Source organism: Stenotrophomonas sp. ZAC14A_NAIMI4_1, assembly GCF_003086915.1.
GTDB lineage: Bacteria > Pseudomonadota > Gammaproteobacteria > Xanthomonadales > Xanthomonadaceae > Stenotrophomonas.
Genome location: NZ_CP026002.1, coordinates 3,053,374 through 3,077,045 on the forward strand (window position 1 = coordinate 3,053,374; position 23,672 = coordinate 3,077,045).

A 23,672-nucleotide genomic window follows, 5' to 3' on the forward strand; every position below is an offset into this window, starting at 1 on the left:
GATGCGATAGCCGCCAGATCGCTGCAGCACAAGGCGTGTGCGGGGTGTGCGGGATGTGCGGCCACCTACATACGCACGCGAGGCGCATTGCGGCGTGGGGGCGGGACAACCGTTCGCGCCCGCGCCCGCCCATGTAGGCCGATGCCCGCACGTCCCGCACACTGCTACTGCCGCAAGCGATTCACGGCAATTCGATGCCCGCACATCTGCCCGCACATCCCGCACACACCGCACATTGATAGCCGTAGTGATCACGCACGCCCCTTGTAGTCGGAATACATGCGTCGGAATGACACGACCTGGTCGCCCAGCCACGCCGCCTCTGTCTTCCCGTCAGGCACCGTGCAATCGCCGAGCATCAGGAAGCCATGAGGCCCATTCACGGACTGCTCGATCTGATACCGCTTGCGTGCCCTGTCGGGATGGGTGATCTGCCGCTTGCGGACCAGCGCGTTGATGAACTTTGGTGACGGCGCCGGGCGCGGCAGACCCTCGCGCGCGCACCAGGCCTTGTAGACCTCGTACCACTCCTTCGACAGCGCCGGCATGGGTTTCAGCCCCGGGATGTCATCGCCGTAGAGCTCGTCCAGGAAGCGCTGTGGGCTGTCTTGGCTCAGGCCAATCAGCTCTTCCTTCGCATGCGTCATCGGCGGATGCGTGCCGTTGGTGAACCCGGTCAGGTCAACCTGCAGCAGATAGTGGTGCAGCGCTGCGGTCGCGCCATTGCGGATATCGGCCAGCACCTCGGTGTAGAACTCCAGGCTCAGCTTCTCCGGGGTCCAAATCACCGCGTGGCGCCGGTCATCCTCTTCTAGCACGACCGGCATCGCCTCGTTCGAGAGGAAGACCAGGTTGGCGTGGTTGTCTTCCTCGTAGGCCTGGATGTTCTTCGGGTTGATGCGAATGCGATCGCCCGTGATCAGCGCCTTGAGCTTGTTCTTCAGGTGGTACACCTCGGTGCGTGCAACCACTTCGTCGGCCAGCAGGAACAGCTTGCGGCTCGCCCAGTCGTTGAACTTGTCTTCCAGCGCCGCCTGGTCAAGCACCCGCCCATACTCTCCGTAGAGCTTCATGTACTCATCGAAGAACATGTTCTTGCCGGTCCCCTGCGGACCATGGATGACGATGGTCGATTTCATCTTGGCGCCAGGGTGCTGCAGCGGGTAGGCCAGCCACTTGACCACCCAGTCGTACAGCGCCTTCTGGTTGGCCTCGTTGCCGCACATGTGCCAGAGCAGCTGCAGCAGCCGGTCGCAGTTGCCTTCCTGCGGCACTGTCGGCCAACCAGCAAAGAGATTGCAGGTCACCCCAGGCTTCTCGCACGACGGGTCAAAGTCGACTTCGCGCACACGTACGATCGAACGATCCGAGTGCTCCATCCATGCCCGGTGCAGTTCCTTGCGCACGCAGGCATCGCGCATGTCACCCAGCGCCACCAGCATGTGTTCCTTGTGATCGAACACCGTGCCGCCCTGCCCATAGACCAGCGCGAAGCGCTCGAGCAGCTCGGTCAGCGAATGGATGGGAGCCAAGCGATCATTCCCCTCGCCCCCGTCGTTGGTGATGGAAGGCGCGCGTTTTTCTGCAGGCACCCGCCATGAAAGCTCCGTAAGACGGGCCTCGACCTGCGCCCGCACGACATGCAGGCCCTCCTGCGCGTGCAGATCGTTGAAGTCGCTGACCTTGCGGCCGCTGTCGATGAAGCGCTCACGCCTGCTCGGCTCATCGGAAAAGACCGGGTGCAGCACTGCTCCGCCCACGTCCAGCGCTGCAGCCTCGGCACCCAGCAGGCCGGCATTCGACGCGCCATGCGGCTGCGCGCACGATGGGCAGAACTGCGGATAGTCGGCCAGCACCAGGCGGCTCTTGCAGTGCCGGCACTTCTGCAACACGTCGTCGTCGGCGCACAGCAGCATCTTGATGCCGCGATAGCGCTTCGCCAGGGCCGAGGCGACGGCCAGCATGTTGCCAGCATCGAACGCCACGGCCACCGGGTAGCCCGTCGCCATGTGCAGCGTGGCCGCCGTGGCATAGCCCTCGGCCACTAGTAGGATCCACTGCGGGCTTCCGCCGATCAGGTGGAAGTGGCCCTTCTTGACCATACCGGCCGGCCAGTACTCCTTCGCTGGCTTGCGCCCTGCCGTAGCCAGCCTGGCGCTGCGCAGCACCTGCAGGCCGTGCACTTGGCCGTTGACGTCCAGCAGCGGGACAAGTGCCGCGCCGGTAGTGCCATAGCGAAGGCCGAAGCCCTGCACGCCCTTGCTGACCAGGTAGTCGGCTTCGCCAACGGCGTTGGCCTTTGCCCAGGCAGACGACGCACGCTCTGCCGCCCGCTTTGCCTGAGTCTGGCGGGCAGATTCTGCACGGCGGCGGTCCTCGGCCAGCCTGTTGCGCAGCGCTTCGCGCTGCTCATCGGAGAAGGTCTTATCGCGCTTGCGCAGATCGACCTTCGTTGCGCCGTTTTCGTTGCCGTGCCAAACGCCGTAGGTTCCGACAACCAGCACTTCGCCGGCTGACGTATTCAGTTCGTGGAGCGCGTACCAGCCGCGGCGCTCGCGTGAGCCCTCAACACGGCAGCGAATCATGCGTCCGGTGGTGTCCAGCTCGGTGACCAGCAGGCCGGCTGACTGCAGCTGCTGCAGCACATCCCCATAGTTCTCAGACATTCAGTAGTTTCCAGCCCTGCTGTCTACCCAAAGAACGGGGTCCGAATTACCCGCGACGGGCATGTCCAGGGAGGACCCATCGCTGGAATCGAGAATCGCTCTCAATGCCGAGGCCGATTCAGTAGCGCGGCCGACACGCGGCCTTTCACGAGCCACCCGGGGGGATGGGGCCGAATCAATGCTTGCGTGGTACATCAGGATTCCCCAAAGGCAGGCTACGCTGCCGGTTGTCTTGCTGCTCTTGCCGCTGGCGGATGCGCTCGCGCTCTGCCAATGCTTCTTCACCAATCAATCCGGGCACCGCATCAGTCAGCGCCAGAGCCGCCAGTTCCATCGCCTGCCGTGCAGACGCGCTGGCTATGCCACGCCGTCGATACCGGGATCGATGGGCGTGGTGTGTGGTCACGTCAGTCCTCCATCCCCTGCTGACCAGCAGCACGGCAGGCATTGCGCTCCAGGCGGTAGCAGAGCTTGCGCACATCCCGCGACAGGTCCTGGATTCGATCCGCCTCGGGGACGGTAAGGCGCCTGTCTGCCAGTGCGTCGATACCGGCACCGGCCAGCGCGCCTGTCAGCTTGTGCAGCTCCAGCAGCTTTGCCTGGATCGCGGCCAGCTCGTCGGGCCAACCGCCCTCGGGCGGCGGCGGTACGTAGTCCACCATCAGGTTGTACTGGCCTGCGAGGGAGCACACCCAATCGGTAGCAGCCTCCTGAGTGGCCACGAACTGCTGCAGGTAGTCCGTCAGGATCTCGGCCATCTCCATGGAGACCGACTCACCATCGATGCCCCGCAGCTTCTTACGGAGCGTCTCGGCCGATATCGACTTACCTCGGCGCTTACTGATATGCGCGGCAGCATCCTGCAGGCCACCTGGGGCGCGCGCCACTGCGTTGTGCAGCGCATCCCGCCAGTACAGGTCAGAGCGGAGGCAGGTCATGCTTCCCCCTGAATTTCAGCGCATTTCATCGTGGGAGACAGCCCCCAGACTGAAGCAACATGATCCGCATGACGAAGACCGCTGAACATCCACGGCACGTGCGCTTCATCGCAATGCGCCTTTTCGATGTCAATCATGGAGTGACGGACATTGCCGCAATCTTCTTTGGATTTGACGCGGCCCCGTCGAGCCCCGCGCTGCGCATAGTCCAGTCGCTCAGCCCCACGACTTCGGACGCAGGTTGCCCCCGTCCCAGCCATCAGCTAGGCACTCCGGTTTGATCGAGCACCCCGAAAACGTCTGGGCGAAGCAGATGCCTCGACACTCCCGTGACCCTCTCAATAGCCAGCGCATGCTTCGCCGGCACCGGCCGCGATGCCTTGACCCATTGATTCAGTTGCTGGGGCGATACGCCAAGGATTCGGGCCAGTGCCACTTGCCCCCCCTGTGTCTTCTCAACCGCGGTCAGAATTGCGCTCATACCAGCAGTAAAGCACAGCTTTATCTTTACTGTAAAGCCCCGGTTTATTGGAAAGTTGTCGCCATCCGCCGATCATCAAGCAATGCTTGACAATAACGAACTAGCCAGGCGCATTCGCTTCGCCTTCGAACACTCCCCGCGCGGCACGAAAGCGCGGGTAGCCAAAGAGTGCGGAATCAATCCACAAGCCATTACAGGCTGGGAGCGGAAGGGCGCGATCGACAAAGCCTACATTCCCGCGCTCGCTCGCTATACCGGCCGCCGCGTGGAGTACTTCCTCGATGCTGGAGTGGACGACAAAGAGAGCCAGGGCGACGACGTGCGCGAAGCAATCTCACCAGGTGAGAGACATGCAGGCGAGCATGTGCGTGTCATGCAACTGGATGGGGAAGCCGACATGGGGGACGGACGGGTCAATGATGACTACCCGGAGATCATCAAATCGATGGACTTCACACCTGCATACATTCGATCGGTTGTCGGCTTTGTGCCGGCGCCTGGACGACTCGTCCTGGTGACCGGTCGAGGTGACTCTATGATTCCGGTAGTTCAGCCTGGCGAGTCGTTGATTGTCGACACCGGAATCACGTCCTTCGATGGCGACGGCATCTACCTGATCAACACCGGCAACGGCCAACAAATCAAAGCACTACAGGATCGCGGAGAAGCCGTCTATGTGGTGAGTGCAAACGCGGGCCTGTACCCGGCGTTTCCCCTACCGACAGGCGCACTTATCGGCGGGAAGGTGTACCTGCGAAACCGAATCGACCGGTTGAACTAACCGGAGCGGCGAAGGCTCATGCGACCGAACTCTGCCCTCAAGTTCAAAATTTTGGCACTGGCTGCTACTGCGTGCGCGTTCACTGCGTGCTCGCAGGTGCAGGAGTACCAGTTCAGGTCTGCTGCGCGAGCGTCGTTCGACGATGTTCTATCGGATGCAGAAAGCGCTCGTTTCCGCAAAGAACGGATCGTCTGGTCAAGCACTGAGAAGAATCGGCTCGCGCTCTGCGGCGAGGTGAACGCTAAGAACTTGCTCGGCGCCTACGTTGGATGGAAGCGCTTCGTAGTAGTTGGACATGCCTCGCCTGCATCCACACCTGGCCCTTTGATAGAGGACAGCAGCTACCTGCAGGGAAATTTCAAAGAACAGGGGCTCCAGTACTGTGGATGGCGCTGAGCTAGGCGCCAATTCATAAACCTACGCTTTACATACGAAATAAAGCTGTGGTTTACTTCGCTCGTCAGCAGTCTTGCTGACGGGCGACCGGCGGGTCGTCACCCTGCCGCTCCCCCTCTCGCGGCAGCAGCCGCCCTAGGCAGATGACCCGCCGGCGCCCTCCCTTGACCAGGAGCGCGCCATGTCTCATCGCCACGCCGATCCGAGCCCCACCCTGCTGCCACTGCTGGCCATCAAGGCCCTGCTGGCGCTGGCGGCCCGCGATCACAGCACCGCCCGGACCCTGTGGACCCGCAGCAAGGGCGAGCACAGCCGCAACCAGCTGCGCCGCTCGCGCCGCATGGGCGTGGCAAGCCTCCGCCTGGAAACCTGCTCGCGGGATATGTCGGCTGAGGTGCGGGCATGAGCGCACGATCTGAACTTCAGGCACTGACTGCGCAGTCCTATGAACTGCGCAGCCACCTGCTGACGCTACGTGCAGCACGCAGCGATAACCCATACGTCAGGGCGTGCCTTTCGGCACAGTCCACCCTTGCATCTCTTCGCTCAGTGCAAATCGCAGGTCTTCGTGCGTCATCGACCGCACCTGCGCGGGCGTCCAGTTGTGCTTCTGGATCAGAAAGTAGTGCACAGCCTCGATCCCATCAAGATCGTTTTTCCAGCCCTGGCGCGCTCCAAGCTCATCCCCAAACACCTCCAGGAAGTAGCTCAGGCTGCCCTGCACCTCATACATCTTCTTCCGCGCCTCATTGCGCTGATTCCGGATCTGTTCCTGCTGCGGATCCTTCGTGCTCATGTCGCCCTCCTTGCGGGCTGTGTTGTTGGCACATCCAGCCTACCGCAAGGGGGGCGGCACCTACCCCGCCGCCCGGGCAAATCAACGAACCAGAAGGGGGCGCGCCGTGAGCCGCCGTCTCCGCATCACCTGGCTGGCCGTTGGGCTTCTGGCCGCCGTAGTCGTGCCGCTGCGCGTCGCCGAGATCCATGACGCTCACGCCGACCGCGATGCCGCGAAGCCCCGCTGGGCAGCCAGCAGTTCGGTGAGGGGCTGACCATGCGCCAGACCTCCCGCCCAGTGCCTGCATCGGTCCCCACCTGTGGCCACGGCCACCGGCCCCAGATCGTCACCACCAGCGGCGCGCCCACAGGGCATCGCCTGGGCACGGCCTGCCCCGACCTGGTCCACATCGAGTGCCACCGCTGCGGCATCGCTACCCGGCCCGTGCCTTACGACCGCGCCGCGTTGGCCGAGCTGCGCTGGACCGACAGCACCTTGGCGCACTACCGCATTCAGATCTCCCACCTCGCCCGCCACCGCGGCGAAGTGCTGGCCGAGCTCGCTTCAGCCGCCCCTTCCACCTCCATCGCAGCCTGACCAGGAGACACGCCATGGCCGCCGCACTCAAGCCGAAAGAACGCGCAGCGCTGCTGGCAGCGCATGCCGCTTCGGACCACGCCCTTCACCGCACCCGCGCGGGCTTCGCGCCCAAGAACCGACCGGAGAAAGTCTTCACCCGTCGCGTCATGAACTGGCTGGATGAGCGAGTCCTGGTGCGCTACGACGACCCGCAGCTACCGCGCACAGCGACCTTGACCGCCGCCGGCCTTGCCGCTGCTGAGGCCGAGATTGCCAAGGCCCGCGATCTGGCGCTGTCCGCATGAGCGCTGCAGCAACCCTTCCAGTCGAGCAGCAGTTCGCCACCGGGCACCAGGGCGAATCGCTGGTGCTGATGGTGTGCCAGGGCTGGATCTGGGCCGGGCTCTACACCGCCGCGCCCCGCGAATCGCTCCTGCAGCTCGCCGCCAGCGCCAGCCGGAGCGTGGGGGTATCGCATAACTCGCTGCGCCTGGGCGGCACGACCTTTCCCCTCAACCGTCTGGCCGCTCAGGCCGCACACCGCTGGCTTGACCGGCAGGGCGTGCGCGTCCGGTCGATCTCCCCCAACCACCGCGCTACGCGCAGCACGAAAGGAATCCACGCATGAGCCGCTCTGTCGTGATCTATGGGCCGCAACGCTGCGGCAAAACAGCCAACGCGCAGGAGCTGCGTGAACACTTCGGCATGAAGGACGTGCTGGACGACTGGGATGGGCACACCGCCTACCCGTTGGACGACACCCTGGTGCTGACCAACAACGCCGATGCCGTCGCGCATCAGTCGTCGCACGTACTGCACCTGGGCAACGCCATGCGCCAGATGGTTGCAGGAGCGCGCGCATGAGTACTCGCCCCCAGCACGCCGGCCGCGCCGACCAGGTGCGCAAGGCTCTTGCGCAGTTCCCGCAGGGTGCAACCATTGAACAGCTGAGGACTGTCGGGCGCATCAATGAGTCGAGCCACGTCATCAGCCACACGCTGACCGGGCTGGCACGCAGCGGCCAGGCCACCTGCGCGCGCTCCGGCCGCATCGGCATCTGGCGCCTCGCGGGTCACGTACAGCACGCCATTGCCCCGCTGCGCGCGGCCGAGCCCCGCGAACGCCGGACGTTTCGCGCCCTGGTCACTGCGCTGCCCGAGAACGGCCGCGCGAGTGATGCGTCAACCACCGTGCGGCACAAGGATTACGAGCGCGACCAGCTGGCCGAGGATCTGGCTGCGTTCCGCGCCAACGGTGGGCGTATCGAGCAGCTGGGCACCACGCCGCTGCGCCCCACGTTGAGCCGCCATGCGGCCAACCACGGCGGCTACATGGATCGCCTGCCGACCCAAAGCGCGGACTGAGCCTGATGAGCGCCCCTTCCACAGATCGCTCCGCCGATGCTGCCACGGCCCGCAAAGTGCTTTATGCAACCGGTCCTGCTCACCAGGCATTCGGACAGTCCCGCGCCGCGTACCACGTGATTACCCGGCGGACCCTGCAGTCGATGCCCGCGGAGTGGCAGGAGCGCTACATCGACCTCATTGCGGAGGCCAGAGCCTACCTGCCGGCGGACGCGTTCCCGCAGTACCAGGTGATCCGCCTGAACGATGGCCGATACGCGGCCGATCCCCACCGCCGGTATCGCCGCGCAGGGCCGATCTCCCCTCGCCCGGCTGGCGCTGCAGCGGAGCCCAACCCCGCGCCGCTGGGCGGCGCATTCGTCAACACCGACGTCGACTTCTAGCAGGAACCCCAATGACCGCGACCCAACAGACGAAAGAGTTCCCCATCGCCTACGCGTGCCCTGAGCTGCGCGAGGCCGTCCGCACCCTTGAGGCAATCGCCGTTGAGGCGGCGTGGATTCCTAACGCTGCAAAGGTAGTTCCTCTGGCTCAGGCATCGACCGCGCTGCTCGACCTGTACGCCCGCCTGCCCCGCGTGCAGGATCTGCGCGTGTTCGAGGCACCGGTGGCGGCTTGGTACAACGCGCTCCGCAGCAGCTTCCAAGATGGCGACGCGCCGCTCTGCAATATCACCAAGGCCCGGCTGGCGCAGGCCTCGCAGCTGCTGCAGCTGGTGCGCGGCCAGACTGGTACCGGCGTCGATCCGGCAGATCCGTGGCGCGGGCTGTATGACCCTGCGCGGCTGCCGGCGCGGGACGGCCATGGCGAAGTCATGCGCCATCCGGATGTGCCTGCGTGGGCTGATGGCCGCGAATCCTCCCTCCCGCCGCTGTTCTACGCCCAAGGCTTCGACCTGGTCGTGGTGGAGGCAGAGTTCGAGGAGGAATCCATCGGTACCGGCGTGTACGCCAACACCCAGCAGATGATCGACTGGAACCCGGAAGGCCCTGGCGCTGACTGGCGCCTGGTTTGGCTGGGCGGAACGGAGGATGGCCACGCCGCGTGGTTCGTGCGGCCCTTGGCTATCGCCGCTCTCGAAACGATGGAGGCTCGCGCATGAACACCACGATGGCAGAGGGCGCTGCGCAGCGCCTGGTCGAGCAGATCGGCGAAGCTCTGTTCAGCCAGTCCGGCCTGACCCTTATGGAGCTTGCGGAGAAGGTGCGCGGGTTCTCACAGCCTTCCGTCGAACAACCTGACCGGAAGCCAGCAGCGTGGATGACCCATCATGATAAGCCGATGGTGTTTATGACAGCCGCCGAGGCGCAAGCGTACTGCGAGGATGAAGAACGGCCGATCCCGCTCTACGCCTTACCGGGCGTACTGGCCTGCAGCCTCGAGGGCGTCAAATGACCGTCTCACAGTTGCCGCCTTGCTGCTTTAGGGACCTGGCTCTAGAGGTTTGCAACTCTTTTATATTCGGAGGCGAGATCAAGAAAGAGCTGAGTTGCGCTACGCGCTTCCTTCGACCAAGCATCACGAAGAGACGGATTTTCAAATGCGGCTGCGTCACCGTTCACCAGCCTTCTGGATTGACGAACAACGTACTCAGCAAGCGATGTAGCTCTCGCGAGCAACAGGGCGTCATTCTCTTCCAGCTGAGGACCGGTACTTCTTATGGCATCCATAGCTGCTTGAACCCTCCGGATCTCGTACTCGATGTTCGGCAGGATCACTTGGATATCAGGACCAATTACCGCCCCCAAAGCCGTCACAGCAGCCTGAGCTTCGTGGACATGCGGATAAAGTGCGATCTTCGATCGCAGGGCGTCGTGCCTCGCTTTGCGACGACGAGCTCTCGTCTCTTTCAAAGCAAGAGTGAGGGCAAGCATGGTTGCCGCAGCTGTGGCGATGGCTGCCCATGCATCCCAGTCGACAACACAGGATTGGCTGATCCACCAGCACTCGCTTATTCCGTCAATGATGCCCATCCCGAACTCCTTTCGTGGTGTTGCCGGCATTTTGGCATGGCGTACTCACACATGGAGGCGACCGCATGCGTCCGATCCAACACCTAGAAAGCGTTTCCGGCGGCAAGGGGCGCCGCGAGACTCTGTCGCCGACCATGGGACTCGGCGCGCTCGAATTCTCCGCGATCGCCTCGATGCCGCCGGTGGTGAAGGTCCACAGAGGCAAGCACGACCTCGCGGGCTACGGCTACATGCGCTCGATCATGCTCTTCATGAAGTGGGCACACGAGCAGGAGAAGTTCCCAACCGTGTGTGAGGTGATTGCCAGGTTTCGTGTTAGCCGAGCGACGGCCTACCGTCTCACCAGCGCCCTGGCTGACACCTACGGCCTCGACCCTGCCGTGCGCCATAGGGGACTCCGATGAATCATCAATACCTGCAACGCGGGCCTCTCAGCATGAAGCAGAGCAATCAAGCTCAGGCCGAAAGGTTGGACGAGACACTAGGCCTCGAGGGTGCAGCGCGGATGATGCGCCTGGGGCTCGAAGCCATGAAGGAACTTGTAGACAGAGGTGAAGTGCCAGCCGTACGCCTGAATCAGAAGCACACCGTCATGCTCCGCGAGGATTTGATCGACTTCCTACGCTCAGAAGGGCGAAAACAGGCCGCAGAGCGACGGAAGTCGGCAAATTGCAAAGAGGCTGCTCAGACCAAGAACAACTCTAGCGTCACGAGAAAGGCCGCTAGGCCGCGCCGCATCAACCCACCGGACTTACGCGCATATGAAAGAGCCGATCACACGAGATGATCGGCTCAATAGCACGAGATCGGGCAGCTTCGGACTCACGTGACAGGGAACAGAACGAAGTCAGGAATCGCCAGCATTTGCGTCATTCGCTGCATCTGTCCCTGCAACGCCATCAACTGCATTGCCTAAAGCATCGCTGCGTTCTCGCTGCCGCTTTTTCGCAACTTGCTTAGTTGCCTTCTTTGCGAGCCTTCCGGCCTCAGTAGCCTCTTTGGGCAGCACCCACGTGTCCTCTTCCGGCAGGTGGAAAAGAGGAAACGCCAAGTGAACAATTTTTAAAACCTGGCCGGCACCATTTCTGGTGTCAATAGACCTAAATGATAGTGGGACAGGCCCATCAACGATCTGGGATCCCGGGATCGCCACGTCCAAAGCAGCTCTCCAGCTATTCAGAATCCCGTCGGCCCTCTCGTCCTTGCAGTAAAGCAACATACCGCCAGCGGTCTGTCCGGGCTGACCAGTTGCGTATCGGGTTGTCAGTTGCTGATAGCCGTGGAAAATCTTTGTGTTGTCGCTGGCGATCTTTGCTTCACCCAGCCACTTGTATCCGCCAAAGGCAATTACAACGTCTACATTGCCATTCACTACAGCTGCACTGCAATCCAAGACAAGGTTGTCCAGTGCGATCTGCACAACAGTGCTCAGCGCATCCTCGCTCAAGCTGTTCAAATAGTGCTTCTTCTCCGCGATCAAATTGACTTGATGCAGTAGCGCCCGCTCGATGTGCTCGACCCAAGCATCATAACCAGGTGGGTCAAAGTCCCATAGCAGAATCTGAAGACTGAGAGCTCGGACAGGACAGGTCGCTGCCCTTTGTTTGAGCTGAGCGATGGTGGGATCAGCCACGAGAGGCCTCCCTACGAACTTGGAAGTAGGGAACCAGGTGATCCTCGAAGTCGTGTAGCTCAGCTCCGGTCTGCGGGTCGACGAGATAGCCCAAGCGATAAGCGTCAGCTATTTCGCGATCCTCCATAGCCTCGCCCTCTCCGTCACCCTCAGGCGAGAAATATAGAAAATGCATATCAAGCACACGCACGGGGCTGGGAGAAGATAGAATCCTAATTGCGTCGAGTAAGGCGGGATCGTCCTGAGCAATTCCGGAGATCTTTGCCAGCCCGGCAAAGGTCCACATCTCTTCAAAGTCTAAAAGGTGTGGGCCAAGCGCGCGAGTCAATTGAACCAGCGACTCGCGTAACGAGTCGTCTGGTATTTTGCTCGCAAGCTGCAGGACTTGATCTAAGGTGCTCATACCCAATTTTTTATGTGAGGAAGCACCTTTGATAGTACGAAAGCCAAGTCTCCCGTCGTGAGACAGTCGCGGACCACGCAGTGATCGACCACGGGACTTGCCTTGTTGAGATCCCTTGCGACACCAGAGATCATCACTTCGGGGTCCACCAACACACCATCAGCGTGCTTTAGCTGCCATTGCATAGCAGCCTTAAACAGCTCCAGGGATTTGCCAGACGCAGCAATCGCTGCTGCACCGGCAGCGTCATAGACCGCTTTTCTCAGGCACACAGATGTCTTACGGCGGGCCCGATGGTGATTGACAGACTGGCCGCCGGCGGAGAATCCATAGTCAACCAGCTTTCCGTCCGGCCCTTGGTACAGTCCATCGATCGCTTGCCAGAAATTGGCTTTCTGTATCGCTCGACCAAGCATCTTACGCACGGTTGCTGTTAGGAAGGCGGCGTTCGGAAGTGGGAAGCTCTGGGTCGCCCCCTCCGGCGGATAGTCAACGCACAAGACGACCACATCGAGCTTCGGTGGTAGCCAGATGGCCTCGTACGTCTGCACAAACACGTTCTTGTAACCGACAATCTTCTCGAATCCTGCTGCTGCTGCTGGCTTAAGGTCAGATGCAGGCACAGGAACCGTCTTTACAAATGAACGCGCAGCCGTGAACAGAGCTGCGATGCCCACTTCGGTCTGAACGAAACCAGCCGCTGTCGGCTCCAGGTGGCGTAGCGGGGTGATCTTTGATTCCGGTGCCACTCCAGGAAAAACGGCAGTCAAGTCGTTTGCGTAGGTACGCTTAGACTTGATCCATTGTTCGACTTTGGAGCGTTCACCTGGCAAAAGCTTGATTACTTGGACGTACTTCTCTCCAGCAACCAAGTGCTCAATCAAGCCGCTCTCAAGAGCAGCTATCTTCTTGGCGTCTGGCTTTTGCTTTGCAAGATCTTCGACTGTAGCTGAGTAGCCTCGAGTGACGGCGTAGCCGGCACGAATCAGCATTACTCTTGCGACGTCTCTCCATGGAGCACGCGCAAGGCCATCTAGCATCGGCTTGATACTCATTCCCCCCCCTCAGGGCTCATTGTGAGCTGAATAGTAATTCAGCTTCCGGCTCGGCGCCGTAGGGAAAATCCTACATAGGCACTCACCACAACTGATGAGAGAGATCGGATGCGCGAAGGTTCGCGTAGCGCTTCAACTGCCTCGGATCTCGATGCCCTGTGATGCTCGAGATCTGAATATCTGTGAGTTTCGTACGTTCGTAAAGACGGCTAGTTGCCTCGTGCCTCAGGTCGTGGAATCCGAGATCGAGGCAGCCTGCTGCGGTGAAGATTCGCTCGTACTGCCGCGAGAGCTTGCTCGACACCCGACGCAACGCCAACGGACTATGCTCGCCCGCCCAGAAGGGCAACAGCCGCCCTCCAAAGTCCCCTTGATACGCGGCCAGCTTGCCCAGCAGCACCGACGTAATCGGCACCTGTCGCTTGCTGCCGTTCTTCGTCTTGTCAAGGAAGATCGTGCGGCGCGCAACATCTACTTGGCTGTGCTCTAGCGTGTAAATCTCCCGCATACGCATGGCCGTCTCAAGCGCGATATCGAACATCAGCACCAGCGCTTCCCGCTGCGGAAGATCCAGCGGCCGTTGGCGGCCTTCGGGCTTCGCCCCAGCCATGATCTCGCGAATGCGAACTTCCTCGCCATCTTCCAGCCGGCGATCGCGCTCCTGGTCGATCTTCGCGCGCCCTTCGATTCTCGCCACGGCCACTTTGTCGTCAGGCGTGTAAGTCGAATAGCCGCGCGGCAGAAGACGCAACGGATTCATGGGCAGCGCACCGTGAGCGGCCAACCAGTCGAGAGCCCGCGACAACGCCCCCACGTAATGCCGGATTGTGGAAGGAGCGAGGTTTTGCTCGCGCTTCATCGTGGTGACCCACTCGGTCGCCCAGGTAAAGGTGAGCTGGGGCAGCGTGATGCCGATGGGCAGTCGCGACAGGAGCACCGGCAGCAGCTGCTCATCATCCACAGAGATGTGCTGCGCCCCCCGATATTCACTCACCTGGCTACGCAGATCCTTCGCCGCCGCCTTGGTGTTGGCCAACTCTTCCGGCACGATGCCGCGGTCAAGAATCGCCTCCAGCCTTCTGACGTATTCGTCGCCCTCAGCCTCCGAGGCGAAGCTCAGGTACACAGGCTGAGGCAGCAACCCCGCCCGCTTGATCGTGTACTGCCAGGAGTCGCCCCGGCGTCGCTTGGTTGCCATTCCTGCTCAAACTCACGTAAACGCACTCGGCACATGTTAACGCGAGTTTGCCACCCGAAAACGGGTGGCAGACCGATGATTTCATGGCCGAATCAGGGGATTCTGCGGGCTGCAGCCAAACACCACGCAAAGAAAAACCCCTGATAAATCAGGGGTTTATTTGGAGGCCTCAAGCGGAATCGAACCGCTGTAAACGGATTTGCAATCCGGTGCATAGCCACTCTGCCATGAGGCCAACGTACCGCGGCCAGGAACGACGCCCCTGACATGACAAAACCCCGCGATGGGGCCTGTCGAAACATGGAGCGGGAAACGAGACTCGAACTCGCGACCTCAACCTTGGCAAGGTTGCGCTCTACCAACTGAGCTATTCCCGCGTAAGCCGCCATGGTACCGGAAATCCGGAACACACACCAGCGATTTCACCTTTCTGACTGCGCGCAAAGCCTTGTGGCCCAACGTGCCCCGCCTTGCCATGGCGGGAGAAAAACAAGGCCCCTACCGGGGCCCTGTAGAATCTGGAGCGGGAAACGAGACTCGAACTCGCGACCTCAACCTTGGCAAGGTTGCGCTCTACCAACTGAGCTATTCCCGCAGATTCCGTTCGACCTGCGTCGAAGGAGCGCTATTGTGTCCAAATTCCTTCACGCCGTCAACAGTCTTCACACACGCTGATCCGGGCCTGGCGTGGTGGGGTACCCTGCCCCGCCCGGACGCCTGCGCCCATGTTCCTGCACGGCAAGCCTTTGCTGATCTCCCTGCTGCTGCACCTGCTGGTGGGCACGCTCTATTGGACGCTGATGCCACTGGGCATGACCTGGTATGGCAACCATGTCGGTTTCAGCTCGCACGGCAACATCGGCCTGGGCCTCGCGCAGTACTACGCGTTCGTGCTGTTCCTCGGCGCACAGCCGCTGGTCGCCATACTGCGGCCGCTTGCAGCCAAGCTGGTGGTACTGGCCATCCCGCTCGCATTCGCAGGCTGGACGCTGATGCACAACAATCCGCTGCGCATGCTGTACTTCACCGTCGGCCCGGGCGTGCTCGCACTGGCCGCGATCACCGCCAGCGCACGCTTCGCCGCGCGCGCCACGGCCTGCAGCACGAGCAAGGAGTCCATGCATGATTGATCGCAACACCCGGTGGTACTACCTGGCGGCGGCCACGATCTGGCTGGTTGTGATGGCCGCGCTGATTCACGCCGGCACGCAGACCGACTACTGGATGCAGCGCTGGCTGGAACCCGGCGAAGTGCAGCCCTACCCCATCCGCGCAGTTGCGATCTTTGCCGTGATGAGCACGGTTGAAATAGCTGTTGTCACGCTGATCGTGCGCCCATGGCGATGGCGTCGGCTCTGGCTGCGCCTGCTAATCGCCTTTGCGCTGCTGCTGGCCTGGTCGGTCCCGTTCGCGATGGGCGCGATGCATCAGTCCCCGGTCTACGGCACGCACCTGCTGTGGTTGCTGCTGCTGGATCTGAGCCTGTTCCTGGCCCTGTGCGTGGTGTCTTCGATCACCTTCTGGCAGGTGTCCCAAGCTCGCCGCATGGCCACCGCGAGGAACTGAATCAGTCCAATGAATGACTGACTGGGAAGAAGGATACGCGCAGGGACGGCCACTCATTTCAGAATAATTGCATGGACCCGTACCGTACCAATGGAAGAAAGTGCCTGATCCGAGGCCCGCAACGCCGGCAGTATTTTCGCTGACACTGCTCTGCAAATGCCTCTGCCAAATGGGGACATTTCATGCAGCAGTCGAGCCAGCACGCATCACAGCCCCTCGGCGACATGGATCCGCTTGACGCGGCATTAGCAACAATGCCTGGATTCCAACTGATCACGCCCTTGGAACTTGCCACGCAACTTTCCCCGGAGTGCCCCTTCCAGGTTGTCCGATACGGCGACATCAAGGAAGAAGTACCGCAGGACTCATCATACGCACCAGGGCACTACGTCTGGGGGGACCCCGATGAGCTGGTTCTCCTGGTTGATGGTGATCTCAAACTGGACACACTGGACCTGGTCGATCCGCTGGCCCCGTGGCGGAAAGAAGACCTGGGTGCGTACATCCGCTTCATCCTCGTCCGTGGCAGTGCAGAGATCGCCGGCTATGTTCACTGCCTTGAAACCGACGGCGCATGCGGACTACTTGTGTCGGGCGACCTGACGACGACCAATGCCATCGTCGGCGGACAGGAAATCCGCGTGGGCGGCAACCTGCTGGTCCGCGAATTGTTCTGGGGCGACTACAACCACGGGGAACTACACGTAGTCGGGAACACAGAGGCAGCGCTTCTCATTCAGACCGACTACTCCATGCAGTTCGATGGCTCGGTCCAGTGCATGCGCCGGATGGACGACGAAGCCATGACTGACGATGGAATTGAGCAGATCATCGAACTCGATTGCCTGTCACGTGAATCCGAGGACCCGGACAGCGTCTGGTCATTGGACGCGGGAGCCATGCTGGAGAGGCTGACTGCCGGAAAGCGCGTCATCCGTGCAGAGAGCCTGTCGGCGCCAGACCCGCCGTCAAGCACGGTGAACCTGTTTGGCGACGCCGCAATCAGTCCAGAGAGCATGCTGCGCGTCTGTGGAGAAGACATGCTTCCGATGGATACCCGGGCCTATGAATTCCACCACGGCGGCCTCTCACTTCTAGCAAGAGCGGACATCGCGGAGACTGGCATGCGCGCATACACCGTGCAGATGGAAGATCCATCGAAGAACATCGCGGCACGCCTCGTCATGGCGCGCACTCACGCAGCCGCCGGTACCCCGCATCATCTCGCAGGAGGAGCTGAATCTGGCTGGATCCTGTTGAAGTACATCTGCAGCGATACCGGCCAGGATCAGCGTGAATGGGATGAAGTGGAATCGCATGACATCCAGCCTCCCTTCGTCGCACTCATCCTCGACGCTTGGCGGCTACTCCAGGAAGGCGCATCGAACCGCCATAGGGCGACGGAAGTAATTTCAACGAGCGAGATACGGGATCTTCTAGCGCTGCCGATCTGCAAGCCATACGACGACTACAGCGATGGTGACCGTTGCGGATTCTGGGTCGGCCACTGCCATGCAGCGTTTCGCCAGGAGAAGCATGGATCGGGTCGCGATGAGCCCCTACTTCGGCTTTCACGGGAGCTGCAACAGACCGACGGTAGCACCGTCATCGAAAGCTACTACTACTGTATTGAAACCTGTATGGATGGACGGGAGCGCGTCCGCATCCGTTACAAGGCAGATCAGCGCACTGAAGACTCCCCGGCCCAGATAGACCCTGCTGGAGGGGATGAGCTGACCGAGGCACTACGACTGTTCAAGCGCGGCGCGAGGGAAATGCGCGGAACAAACACGGGGCTGCTGAAAGGAAGAAGACCCTACTTCGCGAAAGATCACGTGTTCGCAGTGGATTTCTGGAAGCAGCAGGGCTACCTGTCCAAGTAGATGCCAAACTCCTTTCATAAACCGACAAAACTGCAGGGCTTCTGGCTGACCGCATCGTCAGTCTGGGTCCTGCTGGTCTTCGCCCTCATACGGGCCGGCTTCCAGCCAGATCATTGGCAGATGCTCCACAACGAGTCTGAGACAAGCCCCTACCCGGCTGGCTCAGTCGTCATCTTCTCCCTGATCGTCCTTGCGGAACTCATTGCATTTGGCCTGATCACTCAACCATGGCGCATGAGACGCCTGTGGTTGCGGCTGCTGATCTGCGTCGTTCCATGGCTGGCATGGACAGGCCTGTGGGGTGCAGTAGCCATGCACCAGTCACCCATACGCGATGTGCATCTGAACTGGCTGGTTGTCGCTGCGATCCTCCAGGTACTGACGCTGCTGGTCGTCATTCCAGCCTCAATCCGTCGCGCCTGTCGCCGATGACCTACCGGCCCCGCCCCCCCCTGCTTCCGCAGTTCACCACGCACAGTCGGAAGGGCCGGCGCGCGGGACATGGTGGCGGGGCGACGCCTGAGTGCGACGCAAACGAAAAACGCCCCCTTGCGGGAGCGTTTTTCCTGATCTGGAGCGGGAAACGAGACTCGAACTCGCGACCTCAACCTTGGCAAGGTTGCGCTCTACCAACTGAGCTATTCCCGCAGATTCCGTTCGACCTGCGTCGAAGGAGCGCCATTCTGCCGAGATTGGACGGGACCGTCAACCTCTTTCTTCGCCAAACCTGAACATGGGTCCATCACGGGCGGGCCAGCCCCTGCCAGGTGTTACGGTATCGCCCCGGAGAGCGGGGCGCGGTGATGCCCGCCCCCTGTTTTATTGACCCCTGCCAAGAAGGCCTCGGTCATGCAACCCGATTTCGAGATGTACCAGACACTGCCCGACGGCGGTGCCGCATTGAAGGCTCTGATGGAAGCCGCCGAAGCCCACTTTTTCCGTGACCGCCTCGACGAGGCGCGCACTGGATTCCTGGCGGTGTGGGAACAGTTTCCTGAGAACTGGCAGCAATGGCAGATGCCTGGGCTGTTCGTCACCGATCGCCTGCGCGCCATCACGTTCCAGCAGGGCGACTACCCACTGGCGCTGGCCTGGAGCGAGCAGGTGCTCAAGGTCGGCTCGCCGAAGTCACACACGATGCTCAGCGATGTTGGCGAGGCGCACTATGAGATAGGCGACCTTGAACAGGCCTTCGAATGGTTCGCGCGCGCGGAAGCACAGGGCGGGAACCGGACGTTCAAGGAGATGGAACGCCGATATGTGACCTTCTACAAGGAAGAAAAAGCGCGGCGCAGCAGGCCTGCAGGCTGAGCGTCCGGACGATATCGATCATGACCATCATCAGATATTCCTACCCCGCCATGCTTGAGTCCAGCAAGCGCGTGAGCTACCGCCGCCAAATCACCCACATCACCGAAGTCCTGATGCGCTTCCTGGTGGACAACGAGCTCCTGCTGGAATCCCCCTACAACGCCGATGGATCGTTGAACGAGACCTTCCAGGTCACGAAAGACAACCTCACCGATGATGGCAACCGGCTGTTCCGCGAGTACTTCGATCGCTGGTCCGACCGCCTTGATCGCGGCGGTGACCCCGAGAATATCAAGTCGCTGGTCAAGGGCCTGGCAAAGATCAGGGCAACACCGCCCAGCGCCTGAGCGTCGCCCTGCACGTCAGTCAGCCCGTACCCCGCGCTGGTGGAAGTAGATCTGCTCGGCGACGCGCCGCATCGTCGCCGTGCGCAGCAGCGCGTTGACCGGCCAGTCCTGCTGCAGGTGGTCCATCGCCCAGCGCAGCAGGCGCTTGCGGCGGAAGGTGGGTGCCACCCGGCGTGCCACCTGTTCGGCGGGCGGTCCTTTGCCACGCAGGTGCCGGCCGATGGCATCACCGACCGCCCAGCCGTGCCGCCACGATGAGTGGATGCCGCCGGCCGACAGCGGCGAGACGATACCGGCCGCATCGCCGGTGAGGATCAGCCGATGGCCGGTGATCGGGCCGTCAGGCAGGCCACAGGGCACCAGTCCGGCACGGGTGGACGATGGCTTCAATGAAGGCGCGATGCCGACGGCGTCGCGCACGTGTTCGATGAAGCCATCGATCTCCGGCACCCGCGCCTGCATCGGCTGATGGCGCAGGGCGAGACCGACCTGTACGCCGGCAGGGTTCTGTGCGACCCAACCGATGTAGCCCGGTGCATAGCGCCTGCTGACGAAACAATGCAGCGCATCGCCCTGCGCCAGCTGCAGCCCGTCGAATTCACGCTCGACGCCATGGAGGTGGTCGCGCACCTGGCCCAGGCCGGTGCGCCGGGCCACGCGCGAACGGGCGCCATCGGCACCGACCAGATAGGCACACCGCCCTGCCCCCTCCACCTGCCAGCCATCGCCATCGATTTCGGCATGGCGGAAGGACTGCTGCAGGCGCAGATCGACACCACTGGCACGCAGCTCGGCGGCGAGCCAGCGCATCAGGTTCGGGGTGTCAGTGGTGAGGAAGTAGTAGCCCGGTGCCTGCAGCTGCACGCTGCGCAGGTTGGGCGCATACAGGCGCACGCGCGCGACGCGCTGCACCAGGTGCTCGGGAATGTGGCCCAGCCAGGTCTGTTCCATCGCCTCCTTCACCACGATGCCGGTGGTGTGCAGGCGCTCGCCGGGGTCTGCCTTGCGTTCAAGCACGCAGACGCGAAGACCGTACTGCGCTGCGGCCAATGCACAGGCCGCACCGGCAAAGCTTGCGCCGACGATGCCCACATCATGGTCGTAGGCGGAGGACATGTGGGGCATCGCAGCATCGACATAGGGGAAGAAGATGCAGCGTGGCCTGCGCGCGTGGCGGGGCTATGGAGCGGCGGTGAAGTGGGGATGAAGCGCACTATCGTCCCTGGCGTCAAGCGAGTTTCATACAAGTTGCATGGACGGCTTGGATATACGTACCGATAGTGCCAAGCAATCCATTCACGTCACCGGGATGCCGAGGAAAAATGAAACCGAAGTTGTTGGAAGAACATCGAAGGGAGCTGCTGAAGGCCCTCTACTCCACAGAACGTCTCGCCCATCTCTTCAGACGCACCACCTACTATTCTGAAGATCCGTCACGCGCATTTCTCGATGCGCTCTGGGTCACCGTCGAAACCGGCTCACCCCCACCTTTCGCTGTGAAGAAGTCGCTCAGAAGCTATCTCAATTCAGACAGGGTTCCGAGTGAAGCCGAATGCATCGATGCGGATCATCTTGGACAGCAGTTCATCCTCTCACTTCACCTTCTGCTTTCCTTCCTCAAGAAGCGAGAGCAGCACTATCTCGAGTACATCTGGAGTGGCGTTGAAGCCACTCATATTGATGGATTGGCAATTGATGAGGCGGCAAGTGGATCAGGCAAGAGCACAATTCTGATCACGAAAGAATTGGCCGATAAGGCGCACTCGCTTCCAGTCAGCGTGAATTTCCGCAAGCAACTGGAAACCGACCAAGAGAAGGCCCAAAGCATTCCTCTCAATCGTGCAGCCATCGAGTCATCGAAGGTAGGATCGACCGACGAGATCAGTCGGACTCCGTGAAGTGAGCCGGCAAAACATTGTCCGCAAGCCAGGGATTCCGACCAGCAGTGGATGCTGCTTGCCCATGAATTAGCCGCCGCTGCTCAGAGTGATCCAGAAGAATGGCGCCCGTTTCGCGGACACCATTCTCGAAATTACCAACCGTCAGGCAACCACGATCCGCAGCGGGTCGGCCGACGCCAGGATCTCCGCACGCTCGCCCACGGGCGGATAGATCCATTCGGTGTTGATGCGCGTCTTGAGCGCCTTGGCTTCAGCACCGGACAGCACCACTTGGCGGTCCCAACCTTCGGTGTAGACGGCACCCCACGGGCCCAGGTCCAGGCAGGTCACGTACTTGGGCTGCGCATAGTCAATCATCGCCTCTCCGAGCAGGTCAGCGGCGGCGTTGTGGCCGGCGGAGCGACCCAGGTTCATCGCGTGCTGGCAGGACATCATCGCGACGTTGCCGTCGTCGTCGGTGGCAGCATGCGCGCAGTCGCCGGTGGCGAACACCGCGTCGACGCCCTTCGCCTTCAGGGTGCGGTCCACGTGCAGGCGACCCACAGCGTCGTGCTGGCCGGGGATCTGCGCGGTCAGCGCGCTGGCACGTGCACCGGCGGTCCAGATGACGGTCGCGGCGTCGATGCGCTCACCGTCTTCCAGCGTCACGCCATCCGCATCCACGCTGGCCACGCCCGAACCCAGCCGCCAGGACACGCCCAGTTCAGTCAGGGCCTGGGTGATGACCGGCCGCGGGCCTTCACCCAGGTCAGGACCCAGCGCATCGGCACGCTCGACCATGATGACGTCCACTGCAGCATCGGCACCCAGCACGTCACGCAGGCGCGCCGGCATTTCTGCGGCGGTCTCGATGCCGGTGAAGCCTGCGCCTGCAATCACCACCGTGTTGCGCGCTGCGCTCTGCGCGCGCTCGCCGAGGCCCTGCAGGTGCGCCTGCAGGCGCGCTGCATCGGCGATCTGGTCGACGTTGAACGCGTGCTGCTGCAGGCCGGGAATCGGCGGGCAGTTCAGGCGGCTGCCGGCGGCAAGCACCAGGCGGTCGTAGTGCAGCGTCTGCGCTGCCGCATCGGCCGCCGCGCCCACCACCTGCACCTGCTGGCGGGCCACGTCGATGTGCTCGACGCGGCCGGCAAGGTAGCGCACGCCCACCGCATCGAAGATCGCCTGCAGCGGCGCCTTCATGCGCTCGGGCCCCTTCTCGTACAGGCGCGGGCGCACATGCAGTTCAGGGGACGGTGCAACCAGCACGATCTCAACATCACGGCGCGCGGCCTGGTCGAGAAGACGGGCGGCGGAGAGCGCGCTCCACATGCCGGCAAAGCCAGCGCCGATGACAAGAATGCGTTGGGACACGGAAAGAAATCCTTCTGGGAAACGACGGGTCATGCAGCCCGATGCGCAGGCGGCAGGGGCACGGGGATGTGCTGCGCCGGCGCACCACATAACGCGGATCATATGAGTCCGCGTTATGCCACGCAAGCGCGGTGGCGGCCGCCGTTCAGGACAGCGGGCAACGCCACACGCCTCTCCCGCAGGCATAACGCCAATGAAATCAATGCACTGGACGGCGCTTCGTGCGCTTGCCGCGGGTAACTCAGGCCCCTATAGTCCGCGTTATATTTTTCTGGACCGGTCCCATGGCCCACATCGGAACAGGCGTCGAGTACGCCCTGCACTGCCTGCTCTGGCTGCTTCCACCGCTGGAGCAGCGGCCCAGCAGCCGCGACCTCGCCGAACTGCAGGGCGTGCCGGCAGCCTTCATGGCCAAGATCTTTCCCAAGCTTGAAAAGGCGGGGATCGTCGAATCCACCGGAGGTATCCGCGGTGGCTACCAGCTGGCCCGCGCGCCCGAGGACATCAGCGTGCTGGATGTGGTTGATGCCGTGGAAGGCCAGAAAGCGCTCTTCGACTGCCAGGAAATCCGTGGGCGCTGCGCGCTGTTTGATGGCAGTCCGCCGCGCTGGGCCAACCGCGGGGTGTGCGGCATCCATGCGGTGATGATCAATGCGCAGAAGGCCATGCGCGAGGAACTGGCACGGTCAAGCCTGGCCTCGATTGCCGAAGGCGTGCAGGGTAAAGGGCGCCCGGCGAGCTTTGCGGGCGACGTGCAGGAGTGGTTTGCCGACCGCCAGGTGGCACGCGAGGAAGCGCGTATCACCGGCATGCGTTCGCGTGCATCGGCGCAGGACGAAGACTGATTGCCGGTGGGATGACCGCACAACGAAAAACGCTCCCTTGCGGGAGCGTTTTTCTTGAATCTGGAGCGGGAAACGAGACTCGAACTCGCGACCTCAACCTTGGCAAGGTTGCGCTCTACCAACTGAGCTATTCCCGCTTGGGAGGCGAAATTCTACCTGTTCTGGGAAGGGCGTCAAGCACTATTTTTCAGGGACTTTCGCAGCGCTTCGGCATGGCGTAT

At 62.0% G+C, this 23,672-nt stretch carries 31 protein-coding genes and 5 tRNA genes; 20 read left to right on the top strand and 16 right to left on the bottom strand.

Going from position 1 to position 23,672, the window contains the following annotated elements:
- Positions 1–251: 251 nt before the first annotated feature.
- From C1926_RS13900 to C1926_RS13910, 3 genes are all read right to left on the bottom strand, one after another.
- Positions 252–2,666, bottom strand: a complete 2,415-nt coding sequence (locus C1926_RS13900) for a DUF5906 domain-containing protein (protein WP_108759571.1) — start codon at positions 2,664–2,666, stop codon at positions 252–254.
- A gap of 175 nt (positions 2,667–2,841) precedes the next feature.
- Positions 2,842–3,000 carry a hypothetical protein gene (locus C1926_RS13905; RefSeq protein WP_216821550.1) on the bottom strand — a complete coding sequence of 53 codons (159 nt, stop codon included), beginning with the start codon at positions 2,998–3,000 and terminating at the stop codon, positions 2,842–2,844.
- Positions 3,001–3,073: 73 nt separating this feature from the next.
- A complete protein-coding gene (locus C1926_RS13910) occupies positions 3,074–3,604 on the bottom strand; it encodes a hypothetical protein (RefSeq protein ID WP_108759573.1) in 531 nt (176 codons plus the stop codon).
- Between the two features lie 563 nt (positions 3,605–4,167).
- On the opposite strand from C1926_RS13910, the gene C1926_RS21830 reads away from it, so the two are divergent.
- Both C1926_RS21830 and C1926_RS13925 read left to right on the top strand, forming a co-directional pair.
- On the top strand, positions 4,168–4,866 hold the full coding sequence (locus tag C1926_RS21830; protein WP_254057267.1) for a S24 family peptidase: 699 nt from the start codon (positions 4,168–4,170) through the stop codon (positions 4,864–4,866).
- 577 nt (positions 4,867–5,443) lie between these two features.
- The gene (locus C1926_RS13925; protein ID WP_108759575.1) at positions 5,444–5,668 is read left to right on the top strand and encodes a hypothetical protein; all 225 of its coding nucleotides are present in this window, start codon (positions 5,444–5,446) and stop codon (positions 5,666–5,668) included.
- Between the two features lie 96 nt (positions 5,669–5,764).
- Here C1926_RS13925 and C1926_RS13930 read toward each other — a convergent pair whose 3' ends face one another.
- The gene (locus C1926_RS13930) at positions 5,765–6,058 is read right to left on the bottom strand and encodes a hypothetical protein (RefSeq protein ID WP_254057268.1); all 294 of its coding nucleotides are present in this window, start codon (positions 6,056–6,058) and stop codon (positions 5,765–5,767) included.
- 106 nt (positions 6,059–6,164) lie between these two features.
- Here C1926_RS13930 and C1926_RS21675 point away from each other — a divergent pair, with 106 nt between their 5' ends.
- The 9 genes from C1926_RS21675 to C1926_RS13965 are packed head-to-tail and all read left to right on the top strand — an operon-like array spanning position 6,165 to position 9,378.
- Entirely contained in the window at positions 6,165–6,314 is a 150-nt protein-coding gene (locus C1926_RS21675) for a hypothetical protein (RefSeq protein WP_174214098.1), read from the top strand.
- A gap of 2 nt (positions 6,315–6,316) precedes the next feature.
- Complete coding sequence (locus C1926_RS21520) at positions 6,317–6,637, top strand: hypothetical protein (protein WP_159095107.1); 321 nt, start codon at positions 6,317–6,319, stop codon at positions 6,635–6,637.
- Positions 6,638–6,651: 14 nt separating this feature from the next.
- Entirely contained in the window at positions 6,652–6,924 is a 273-nt protein-coding gene (locus C1926_RS13935; RefSeq protein ID WP_108760707.1) for a hypothetical protein, read from the top strand.
- Positions 6,921–7,247: a hypothetical protein gene (locus tag C1926_RS13940; RefSeq protein WP_108759576.1), complete on the top strand. Its 327-nt coding sequence runs from the start codon at positions 6,921–6,923 to the stop codon at positions 7,245–7,247. The genes C1926_RS13935 and C1926_RS13940 overlap by 4 nt, the downstream gene beginning before the upstream one ends.
- The gene (locus C1926_RS13945) at positions 7,244–7,483 is read left to right on the top strand and encodes a hypothetical protein (RefSeq protein WP_108759577.1); all 240 of its coding nucleotides are present in this window, start codon (positions 7,244–7,246) and stop codon (positions 7,481–7,483) included. Before C1926_RS13940 ends, C1926_RS13945 begins: the two co-directional genes overlap by 4 nt.
- Positions 7,480–7,983 (top strand): hypothetical protein, encoded by a 504-nt coding sequence (locus C1926_RS13950; RefSeq protein WP_108759578.1) that lies wholly within the window; start codon positions 7,480–7,482, stop codon positions 7,981–7,983. The genes C1926_RS13945 and C1926_RS13950 overlap by 4 nt, the downstream gene beginning before the upstream one ends.
- 5 nt (positions 7,984–7,988) lie before the next feature.
- A complete protein-coding gene (locus tag C1926_RS13955) occupies positions 7,989–8,366 on the top strand; it encodes a hypothetical protein (RefSeq protein ID WP_108759579.1) in 378 nt (125 codons plus the stop codon).
- Between the two features lie 11 nt (positions 8,367–8,377).
- Positions 8,378–9,085 carry a hypothetical protein gene (locus C1926_RS13960; protein WP_108759580.1) on the top strand — a complete coding sequence of 236 codons (708 nt, stop codon included), beginning with the start codon at positions 8,378–8,380 and terminating at the stop codon, positions 9,083–9,085.
- Positions 9,082–9,378, top strand: coding sequence for a hypothetical protein (locus C1926_RS13965; protein ID WP_108759581.1), 297 nt, complete (start codon positions 9,082–9,084; stop codon positions 9,376–9,378). The genes C1926_RS13960 and C1926_RS13965 overlap by 4 nt, the downstream gene beginning before the upstream one ends.
- 41 nt (positions 9,379–9,419) lie before the next feature.
- On the opposite strand, the gene C1926_RS21525 is transcribed toward C1926_RS13965, so the two are convergent.
- Complete coding sequence (locus tag C1926_RS21525) at positions 9,420–9,956, bottom strand: hypothetical protein (RefSeq protein ID WP_159095108.1); 537 nt, start codon at positions 9,954–9,956, stop codon at positions 9,420–9,422.
- Between the two features lie 65 nt (positions 9,957–10,021).
- Between C1926_RS21525 and C1926_RS13970 the strand changes: the two genes are divergently transcribed.
- Entirely contained in the window at positions 10,022–10,360 is a 339-nt protein-coding gene (locus C1926_RS13970; RefSeq protein ID WP_108759582.1) for a hypothetical protein, read from the top strand.
- A 443-nt stretch (positions 10,361–10,803) separates the two neighbouring features.
- Here C1926_RS13970 and C1926_RS21530 read toward each other — a convergent pair whose 3' ends face one another.
- From C1926_RS21530 to C1926_RS13995, 7 genes are all read right to left on the bottom strand, one after another.
- Entirely contained in the window at positions 10,804–11,589 is a 786-nt protein-coding gene (locus C1926_RS21530) for a hypothetical protein (RefSeq protein ID WP_159095109.1), read from the bottom strand.
- Entirely contained in the window at positions 11,582–11,992 is a 411-nt protein-coding gene (locus C1926_RS13975; RefSeq protein ID WP_108759583.1) for a hypothetical protein, read from the bottom strand. The genes C1926_RS21530 and C1926_RS13975 overlap by 8 nt, the downstream gene beginning before the upstream one ends.
- Positions 11,989–13,047 carry a hypothetical protein gene (locus tag C1926_RS21535; protein WP_159095110.1) on the bottom strand — a complete coding sequence of 353 codons (1,059 nt, stop codon included), beginning with the start codon at positions 13,045–13,047 and terminating at the stop codon, positions 11,989–11,991. Before C1926_RS21535 ends, C1926_RS13975 begins: the two co-directional genes overlap by 4 nt.
- Before the next feature lie 82 nt (positions 13,048–13,129).
- Positions 13,130–14,245, bottom strand: a complete 1,116-nt coding sequence (locus tag C1926_RS13980; protein ID WP_108759584.1) for a site-specific integrase — start codon at positions 14,243–14,245, stop codon at positions 13,130–13,132.
- Positions 14,246–14,406: 161 nt separating this feature from the next.
- A tRNA-Cys gene (locus C1926_RS13985) sits at positions 14,407–14,480 on the bottom strand.
- Positions 14,481–14,546: 66 nt separating this feature from the next.
- Positions 14,547–14,622, bottom strand: a tRNA-Gly gene (locus tag C1926_RS13990).
- Positions 14,623–14,764: 142 nt separating this feature from the next.
- A tRNA-Gly gene (locus C1926_RS13995) sits at positions 14,765–14,840 on the bottom strand.
- Positions 14,841–14,970: 130 nt separating this feature from the next.
- Between C1926_RS13995 and C1926_RS14000 the strand changes: the two genes are divergently transcribed.
- The 4 genes from C1926_RS14000 to C1926_RS14015 all read left to right on the top strand — a co-directional run bounded on the left by C1926_RS14000 (position 14,971) and on the right by C1926_RS14015 (position 18,126).
- Positions 14,971–15,375 (top strand): hypothetical protein, encoded by a 405-nt coding sequence (locus tag C1926_RS14000; RefSeq protein WP_108759585.1) that lies wholly within the window; start codon positions 14,971–14,973, stop codon positions 15,373–15,375.
- Positions 15,368–15,811, top strand: a complete 444-nt coding sequence (locus C1926_RS14005; RefSeq protein WP_108759586.1) for a hypothetical protein — start codon at positions 15,368–15,370, stop codon at positions 15,809–15,811. Before C1926_RS14000 ends, C1926_RS14005 begins: the two co-directional genes overlap by 8 nt.
- 182 nt (positions 15,812–15,993) lie before the next feature.
- Positions 15,994–17,694 (top strand): hypothetical protein, encoded by a 1,701-nt coding sequence (locus tag C1926_RS14010; protein WP_108759587.1) that lies wholly within the window; start codon positions 15,994–15,996, stop codon positions 17,692–17,694.
- A complete protein-coding gene (locus tag C1926_RS14015) occupies positions 17,695–18,126 on the top strand; it encodes a hypothetical protein (protein WP_108759588.1) in 432 nt (143 codons plus the stop codon).
- Between the two features lie 140 nt (positions 18,127–18,266).
- Here the strand turns inward: C1926_RS14015 and C1926_RS14020 are convergent.
- A tRNA-Gly gene (locus tag C1926_RS14020) sits at positions 18,267–18,342 on the bottom strand.
- A gap of 201 nt (positions 18,343–18,543) precedes the next feature.
- Between C1926_RS14020 and C1926_RS14025 the strand changes: the two genes are divergently transcribed.
- Together C1926_RS14025 and C1926_RS14030 are read left to right on the top strand one after the other, a co-directional pair.
- A complete protein-coding gene (locus C1926_RS14025) occupies positions 18,544–19,005 on the top strand; it encodes a tetratricopeptide repeat protein (protein WP_108759589.1) in 462 nt (153 codons plus the stop codon).
- 20 nt (positions 19,006–19,025) lie between these two features.
- Complete coding sequence (locus tag C1926_RS14030; protein WP_159095111.1) at positions 19,026–19,352, top strand: hypothetical protein; 327 nt, start codon at positions 19,026–19,028, stop codon at positions 19,350–19,352.
- 15 nt (positions 19,353–19,367) lie between these two features.
- Here C1926_RS14030 and C1926_RS14035 read toward each other — a convergent pair whose 3' ends face one another.
- The gene (locus tag C1926_RS14035; protein WP_108759591.1) at positions 19,368–20,477 is read right to left on the bottom strand and encodes an NAD(P)/FAD-dependent oxidoreductase; all 1,110 of its coding nucleotides are present in this window, start codon (positions 20,475–20,477) and stop codon (positions 19,368–19,370) included.
- Between the two features lie 197 nt (positions 20,478–20,674).
- Here C1926_RS14035 and C1926_RS14040 point away from each other — a divergent pair, with 197 nt between their 5' ends.
- Complete coding sequence (locus C1926_RS14040; RefSeq protein ID WP_159095112.1) at positions 20,675–21,250, top strand: hypothetical protein; 576 nt, start codon at positions 20,675–20,677, stop codon at positions 21,248–21,250.
- Between the two features lie 144 nt (positions 21,251–21,394).
- Here the strand turns inward: C1926_RS14040 and C1926_RS14045 are convergent, their stop codons facing one another.
- Positions 21,395–22,606, bottom strand: coding sequence for an NAD(P)/FAD-dependent oxidoreductase (locus C1926_RS14045; RefSeq protein ID WP_108759593.1), 1,212 nt, complete (start codon positions 22,604–22,606; stop codon positions 21,395–21,397).
- A 284-nt stretch (positions 22,607–22,890) separates the two neighbouring features.
- Between C1926_RS14045 and C1926_RS14050 the strand changes: the two genes are divergently transcribed.
- Positions 22,891–23,451 (top strand): Rrf2 family transcriptional regulator, encoded by a 561-nt coding sequence (locus C1926_RS14050; RefSeq protein ID WP_108759594.1) that lies wholly within the window; start codon positions 22,891–22,893, stop codon positions 23,449–23,451.
- A gap of 61 nt (positions 23,452–23,512) precedes the next feature.
- Here the strand turns inward: C1926_RS14050 and C1926_RS14055 are convergent.
- A tRNA-Gly gene (locus C1926_RS14055) sits at positions 23,513–23,588 on the bottom strand.
- Positions 23,589–23,672 lie beyond the last annotated feature (84 nt).